General features: G+C 35.8%; 9 protein-coding genes. 7 read left to right on the top strand and 2 right to left on the bottom strand.

Annotated elements, in window-relative coordinates:
• Window positions 1–226 precede the first annotated feature (226 nt).
• Window positions 227–790 (top strand): arginine deiminase family protein, encoded by a 564-nt coding sequence (locus tag BLR65_RS28300; protein WP_176772828.1) that lies wholly within the window; start codon window positions 227–229, stop codon window positions 788–790.
• Window positions 791–961: 171 nt separating this feature from the next.
• Here the strand turns inward: BLR65_RS28300 and BLR65_RS28295 are convergent, their stop codons facing one another.
• Both BLR65_RS28295 and BLR65_RS28290 read right to left on the bottom strand, forming a co-directional pair.
• Window positions 962–1,891 carry a hypothetical protein gene (locus tag BLR65_RS28295; protein WP_093798115.1) on the bottom strand — a complete coding sequence of 310 codons (930 nt, stop codon included), beginning with the start codon at window positions 1,889–1,891 and terminating at the stop codon, window positions 962–964.
• A 333-nt stretch (window positions 1,892–2,224) separates the two neighbouring features.
• Window positions 2,225–2,788 (bottom strand): immunity protein TriTu family protein, encoded by a 564-nt coding sequence (locus BLR65_RS28290; protein WP_093798113.1) that lies wholly within the window; start codon window positions 2,786–2,788, stop codon window positions 2,225–2,227.
• A gap of 288 nt (window positions 2,789–3,076) precedes the next feature.
• Here BLR65_RS28290 and BLR65_RS28285 point away from each other — a divergent pair, with 288 nt between their 5' ends.
• The 6 genes from BLR65_RS28285 to BLR65_RS28260 all read left to right on the top strand — a co-directional run bounded on the left by BLR65_RS28285 (window position 3,077) and on the right by BLR65_RS28260 (window position 6,328).
• On the top strand, window positions 3,077–3,370 hold the full coding sequence (locus BLR65_RS28285; RefSeq protein WP_093798111.1) for a hypothetical protein: 294 nt from the start codon (window positions 3,077–3,079) through the stop codon (window positions 3,368–3,370).
• Window positions 3,371–3,572: 202 nt separating this feature from the next.
• A complete protein-coding gene (locus BLR65_RS28280) occupies window positions 3,573–3,989 on the top strand; it encodes a hypothetical protein (RefSeq protein WP_143122692.1) in 417 nt (138 codons plus the stop codon).
• A 90-nt stretch (window positions 3,990–4,079) separates the two neighbouring features.
• Entirely contained in the window at window positions 4,080–4,544 is a 465-nt protein-coding gene (locus BLR65_RS28275) for a DUF2691 family protein (RefSeq protein ID WP_211285229.1), read from the top strand.
• Window positions 4,545–4,691: 147 nt separating this feature from the next.
• Window positions 4,692–4,871 (top strand): DUF255 domain-containing protein, encoded by a 180-nt coding sequence (locus BLR65_RS28270; protein ID WP_093798107.1) that lies wholly within the window; start codon window positions 4,692–4,694, stop codon window positions 4,869–4,871.
• 148 nt (window positions 4,872–5,019) lie between these two features.
• Window positions 5,020–5,445, top strand: a complete 426-nt coding sequence (locus BLR65_RS28265; RefSeq protein ID WP_093798105.1) for a MarR family winged helix-turn-helix transcriptional regulator — start codon at window positions 5,020–5,022, stop codon at window positions 5,443–5,445.
• A gap of 142 nt (window positions 5,446–5,587) precedes the next feature.
• Window positions 5,588–6,328, top strand: a complete 741-nt coding sequence (locus tag BLR65_RS28260) for a DUF169 domain-containing protein (RefSeq protein WP_093798103.1) — start codon at window positions 5,588–5,590, stop codon at window positions 6,326–6,328.
• The last annotated feature ends 506 nt before the right edge of the window (window positions 6,329–6,834 follow it).

Below are 6,834 nucleotides of genomic sequence, written 5' to 3'. Positions count from 1 at the left end.
AGGATTATCCATTCGACAGATTGAGCGTGCAACTGGAATTTCTCGTGGTGTGATAGCAAGAAGTTGACGGAAAAGGAACGTCCCTTGATGTCTCCCGAAAAGGAACGTCCCTTGATGTCTCCCCACTTGATGTCTCCCCGTCCCTTGATGTCTCCCTCGGCATGGTGCTGTGCTGTCTAAGATGGGATATGGACGATCTGGAGAAGACATTGTTGTTAAAGAAGCTTTGAAAAATTTAGGAGTGCCCATTTGCTATGAGTTTGACGAAACCGATCACTTTGAGGGATTTTTGATATTGTCACCTAGTACGGTATTTATTGCCTGCACTGAGCGACACCGTTCGGCCTCGGTGGAAAAGTTTATTCCCTATGTGCTGACTCTATTTTCAGAAATTATTTACGTTGATGTTGTGAAGGTAAGGCGCTATATGCATGCCGACATGCTGTTCGGAAAAATCAATGATCATCTGGCACTTGTATACTTGCCAGCCTTTTTAAAGGCTTGGCATATCACTCAAAACGGTAGGCAGGAAATTGGTGATTTCAGGCAATTTATGTTTGAACGACAAATGGAACTTATTTCGGTATCAGATGAGGAACAGCAGAAGTGGGCTTGTTCGTTTATTCCGATTGACGCTAACACCATGCTTCATTATGACATTGCCCTTAATGCGCAGACAAAAAGCCAGCTGTACAGCAAGGGGATTGAAATCATAGAATTCCATCCTGACGCTCTTCTGGCAGGTGGCGGGAGTCTACGATGTCTGACGCTCATGTTGCTGAGAGCATAGGCGTGTTTTAGGTGATCCATTCCATTATCAATTTATTTGTCATAATGTGAGAATTAGTCTCAGGTCTGACATAAACAAAAATACAGCCTGTCATGTACAGAGCTGTGTTTTTTTCTGCACTAATAAAATTAATCATTGTTATCTATCAAATTTCGAAATATCAAGGGCAAATTAATCCCTACTATCCTGTAAAGGAAACTGTAGTATATACGATAAAGGGTGGCTCCTTTTGTAATCGGTGATGTCACGTTTGTGTTCAACATAGTTTATCGCCACTTTCCCCACCTCTAACGCTGCTTCAGCAAGCAGAACCGGAGTAAGCATTTGGAGTGGCAAGCCACTTAATAATGCAATAGTTTCAGCACAGATAGTCCATAGCAATGATTTAGAATTTAAAACAATAGACAGAGAGCTAGTTACCAGCTTGAATCCATGCTTCTTACAGATTTGATGATATTCTTCAAGTTGTTGCATTATGTCATCTTTAATAAAAGATGCAGATTGACCAAGGTAATTTTTGTAAATAAAAAGCATAACAGCGCGTAGCTTTCTATGAAAATCTTCGTCTTTTTTGGCTTCTATTATTTGTTGCCAATCTAGTTTATTAGTATCAATCAGATCTAAATTAGCTAATATTACTTGTGCCACTTGATCATCTCCTGATATCACGAAGTCATCTTCTTGTTCTTTACTATCATAAGATGGAACTAGTAACCTATTTTTAGCAATATTGCCATGGCGCAGCAATAAAGACACAATATTAGCATTACTCCATTCCGATTTAGCAACCCTAATTGTATTTTTCTGCAGTTCTTCTATATATTTTGGATCATATTTCACACTCTTCGGAAGTTCTCGAAAAACGAACTCAAAAATCTGTCGAGCCATTTCCATGGAATCATGGCTTGTAGTTTCCTGGTTGGACCACATGCTGAATAGTGTGGATAATTTCCAGTCTCCGAAATTGAGAGGCTCCTTTAATATTTCAGGCACTTTATAAGCTGAATGTGTTGGAATGATTCTATCAAAATATAATGCCGCTTTCTTATGATCACCAGTCGAGATTGCGACTGTCGTGTGCCTTGACTCTACATATTGCATATAAACCTCCATTCGCCGCAATTACTGGTGGCATAAATAGTAATGGATACAATGACATTCTTTTCACTTGAGGACAGCGATACAAAATAGGCTGCAGCGGATCCTCAGGCGCGGATTGACACCAAGGGGCAGCCAATAAAAACGGTGGGATTATGCCAAATATAAAAACACAGCCTGCCAATCTAGTGCTGTGTTCTTTGCTATAAAAAAACCTGGAAATATGAACTAAGAAATATTAAGTTATATCGAATATTATCGTATACATGAATTGTATGATAAAGTAACATAAAAATATGTCGATTTAGCATCTAGGCTATTATAAATCAAATGTAATTACTTATCATTCATTAATGTAAAGTAGGAACAAAATGTTTCATCAAAATTAGGTAGTGCTTCAAAAGAGTCATTTTTTAATAATAAGGTATTACCATTATCACAGTCTTCAATCTCGTAATAATACGTATTAGTTTCCCATACTGTGATTACGCCAATTTTATTATTGCTGTAATGATATACAGTCACGCAAGGATTATCAGAGATTTGTTCAGAAGCAATCTTAATATTTTCAATAGCTATACCGTGTTCTTTCCAAAGTTTTTCGTTTATATTTATCCATTTTAAGAAAGCTTGATTTGGAGTTATTAATGGCATCCAATTAGAATCATATTCATCGATTGAAGTTGGTTTACGAACGTGGTTTATACATGTATTATCACAAGCACCAAATCTTCTATAATTTACTTGTCCTTCGAGTAATGAAATATGATTTGCACCTTCAGATGAATATGGATTCTGTTTTTGATATAAGTCATCTTCCCAGAAACATATCGGACAAATAGAATATTCGCCTGTATCATGTAAGGTTTTATAGCCACAACAAGGGCATGTAAAATTCAAAATTAACCACCAACCTTGCTAGTTCTGTTTGGTTGCTTTTCTGATGCATAGAAGGGACTTGCTCTGCTCAGAGTTTATTTATATTATAATACATCCAATAAAAATCAGCACTTGAGTGCTGGTTTTTGTATTTGCAGGATAAATATGTTATTTATTTAATTATTAGTATAGGATATCGTGAATCATTACTTGCTTTGAAATTTGTTTTGGAGTAATTGAGAAGTAAGTTCTTGGGCAAGAATGAGTGTCTGATAATTTTAGTAAAGAGTATATGGGTGGTATTAGAGAATGATTACTAAAGCTGATATAGTGACATTTATACATTTTATTGATTTTTATTGGAATGGACTAAATGGAGCAGGAACATTCACACTTGAAGAACTTGTGGAATGGGTTAAGCAAAATGAAGATAGTAAATATCTTGAAAGATTACTTAAAGAAAGTCTATTATTGAAGGAGGTGTTCACTAAAGAAGACTGGGAAATTGATAGCAGTATCCTTGATTTTATAATTAAAAATAGGGGAAAAAATAAAATAAAAAGAATTGTTGATTGTTTACTAAAAATCTCTGACAATACGTAACTTAGATAGCTGTTGCCTTTCTGAATAGGAAGAGAGCATAATGATTATTGGCGTGGTTATATCGATAGTATATTTCATGGCAAATAACTCATATTTGAAGACTTGAGCATTAATCATAAATAATTTTCGTAAACGAGAATTTTTCATTAGTGAATTGTTTAGTTGGCAAGAAAATGGAGTCTTTTAGAGGTGTTATAAAAGTATGAGGATAACAGTTTCAAGGCATGGTAATTCAGCTAGTATATACATTTATTTTAGAGAATTTGATGGAATTACAGTAAGAACATTAGTCAATCTATCAGGAAGTTTGTTGTATGATGATAAAAATAATTGGCTTGGTGTTGAGGTGTTAAATACGACCGTTGGAGAAGAAATAATCCAATTGCCAAATATGAAAACCCCTTATACCGCAAAAAACTCAGGTGTGCTTATGCAAAGCGAAGAAAAAATCATAGCAATTTTTGATAAAAATCTCAAAGTTTATAAAAGGCAACCTGTATTTTGTAATATTGATTATAACGAACCAGGCGGATTACAAGGAGTAGAAATACTTGTAGAACATTTTACGGGAAATATGGATGTTGCTAATAAATATATAATGAATCTAATCAGGTCGTGAGGCATTAGTAGTCATTGGAAACGGTAATTGAAAAAAAATATACGCAGGTGGCAATGACCTCGAATAATGGGATATTGAGAAGGTGATAATTTGCTGAAGCGTGGAGTTAGCTTTCAAATTCCTAATGAATACGGAAAACACTTGGCACAAATATTTGAAGCGCTTGATTGTACCCCGTATGATTGGAAAATCGAATGTAGTACAGAAGTATGGAAACGGGTGTATGGTCAACAAGATGAGGATTTATTTGATAATGCAAACGTTGTTGACGGAGTAATTTTTGACGAGTTGATAAAGAGTAACATCTATTATGTAATTTTTACAACGTTAAAGGCATTTCCGAAGGGAACGCAGTTAAGCAATTTTGATACATATGAGGAGTTTCTAAAAAGCGATTGCGAATTATGTTTGTTAATTGCAGATTGTAGTTATGTTGAATTATATTGTAAAAACCTTACTACTCTAGAAAAACTTTATGATAACGCTAGAGCCAAGGGATACGAAGGAATTGAATGCATTGATGAAAATGACCCCAGAACAAAAATGTGTACCTAAGCTGTCAGTGGGAATGGAGAGGTTTTATGGATTCTTTCAAAATTAAAGGTTCAAATGGGTTCATTGCTATCACCTTTAAAGAAATATATAACTTCCCAGATAGAACATCGGTATCATGTTATGGAACTAATTCTGGAGGTGGTTTTCATGGACAAAAAGCCTAACCGATTGATAAATGAAAAAAGCCCATATTTACTCCAGCATGCCTACAACCCAATAGATTGGTACACTTGGAGCGTTGAGGCGTTTGAGCAAGCTAAGAAAGAAGACAAGCCAATTTTTCTAAGTATAGGATATGGAGTCTGCCATTGGTGCCATGTTCATTAAGATAACAATTACATACTTTTGGTTGATATTGTATTAATTATGCTGATTTATCTGATGTATTTTTCTGAAATTTGATTTAACTTATATTGACTGATTATTACAATGATATTATAATGTAGTTGTCAAGACAACTAAGATGGTGGTTCAAATGAATTTTAAATTAGATGATTCATTAGGATTTATTCTAAATAAAGTAAATACAAAACTAAAAAATGAATTATTTCAACAATTAAAAGAAAATGATGTAACGCCAGAGCAATGGGCTATATTAAACTGTTTATGGGAACAAGAAGGTGTTACCCCCAAAGAGCTGTCAGATTTGACCTTTAAAGATAAACCGAACACGAATCGCATTTTGGAAAAGTTAATTATCAAGGGGTTAGTGGTTCGAAAAGCTCACCCAGTGGATAAGCGATCTTTTCAAATATTTTTGACTGATGATGGGTGGGCATTGCGTGAACAATTAATTCCCAAGGTTAAGCAACTATTAGATAAAGCAACAGCAGGCATAGAACAACATAAAGTGGCAGAAATGAAGAAAATGCTAAATCAAATTTATGATAACATCAAGTAGCCGATTTTTTTTGAAGTCATAGTTGTCATGACAACTATAATGATAAGCATAGACGTTTATAAACACTGATAAAGATATCCGGTAGTGACAAGTAAACATTTTCATAACAGTATAAAATATAAAATAAAGTGAGGTAAAGAAGATGGAAAGCCGTTTGGTTAAAGAATTGAGCTTGCATTATGAGCCGGTAGCTGTTTTGCTTAGCAATGAAAAACCGGCAGGGGCGCTTCAGGGTAAAGAAGGGCAGTGGAGCTGTGCAATTCCGTTATTTATTGCGGCAGCCAAAGGAAAAACCTCAGTTTTTGAACGTAAAACCACAGGCTGTCCTGGTGGTAAAGTAGGCTTAGGTTTTGGCCAATATCCGAATTATCCGGGTGGGATTGAATACTTTTTGTCAGTTGGTAAAAGCGGCCAGTTTGAAGGCGAAGGATATATAAAAAATCCTGAGCTGGGAGCAGAGTTTGTTGAGTGTTTGCCAATCACTGATCTTCCCTACCAGTACGTAATTTTTAAACCTTTGTCACAGATTGATACTGCCAAGGAACTACCGGAGTTAATTGTGTTTTATGTTAATAATGATCAGTTATCGGCCCTTACAGTACTTGCAAACTATTACAGACCGGGAAGTGAAAATGTTATGATACCTTTTGGCGCAGGGTGTCAGTCCATTTTCCTAGTTCCCTACTCCGAAGCCCAGAAGGAAAATCCAAGAGCGGTTGTGGGGTTGACTGATATTACAGTACGCCCCATGGTCGAAGCTGACATGTTGTCATTTACTGTTCCGTATAAAATGTTTCTGGATATGGAAGAAAGCGTAGAAGGAAGTTTCTTACAGAAACACTTATGGCACAGAGTAGTGGCGCGAATGGAAAAAAGCAAATAAAGTATAGTAGTTTAAAAAATAATCTTATAAGATAGAGTCGGTGCAAAGCTAGCTAATTGATTTAAAAAGATCTAGTCCCTACGACATTGTGGTGGGGATGGACTGAACCAAGCACTTGGCTTGTCATGTTATGGAATAATATAAAGATGCCGTTAAAGCCAGATACATCCTGGATTTTCAAGATATAGTAGTGGCACGTTAAGGAATGATTTAGTGGCATGTACTAGAACAAGAAAATGCCTATGGCCAGTAAAATCAAGGTGTTCCACTTATGACATGACAATGGTGCCATGTACATTAAAGTAACAAGTTCGTTTAAGATTAATCGAGGAGAACCGTATATTAGCAACAGCGGAATAAAATAACTCCCGCCAATTTCTGTATAAATTAGCAGGAGTTATTCTGTTTAATGGGACATATAGGGACGTTCCTTTTTCGTCCTAAAAATGGTAAAATGTAAAAGAGAGGTGATAAAAATGTCCAGACAGGTCAGAAAGTTAAGCGCT

This window comes from Sporomusa acidovorans, from assembly GCF_900101845.1.
GTDB classification, from domain to species: domain Bacteria; phylum Bacillota; class Negativicutes; order Sporomusales; family Sporomusaceae; genus Sporomusa; species Sporomusa acidovorans.
This window is presented reverse-complemented; position numbering and strand designations above follow the sequence as displayed.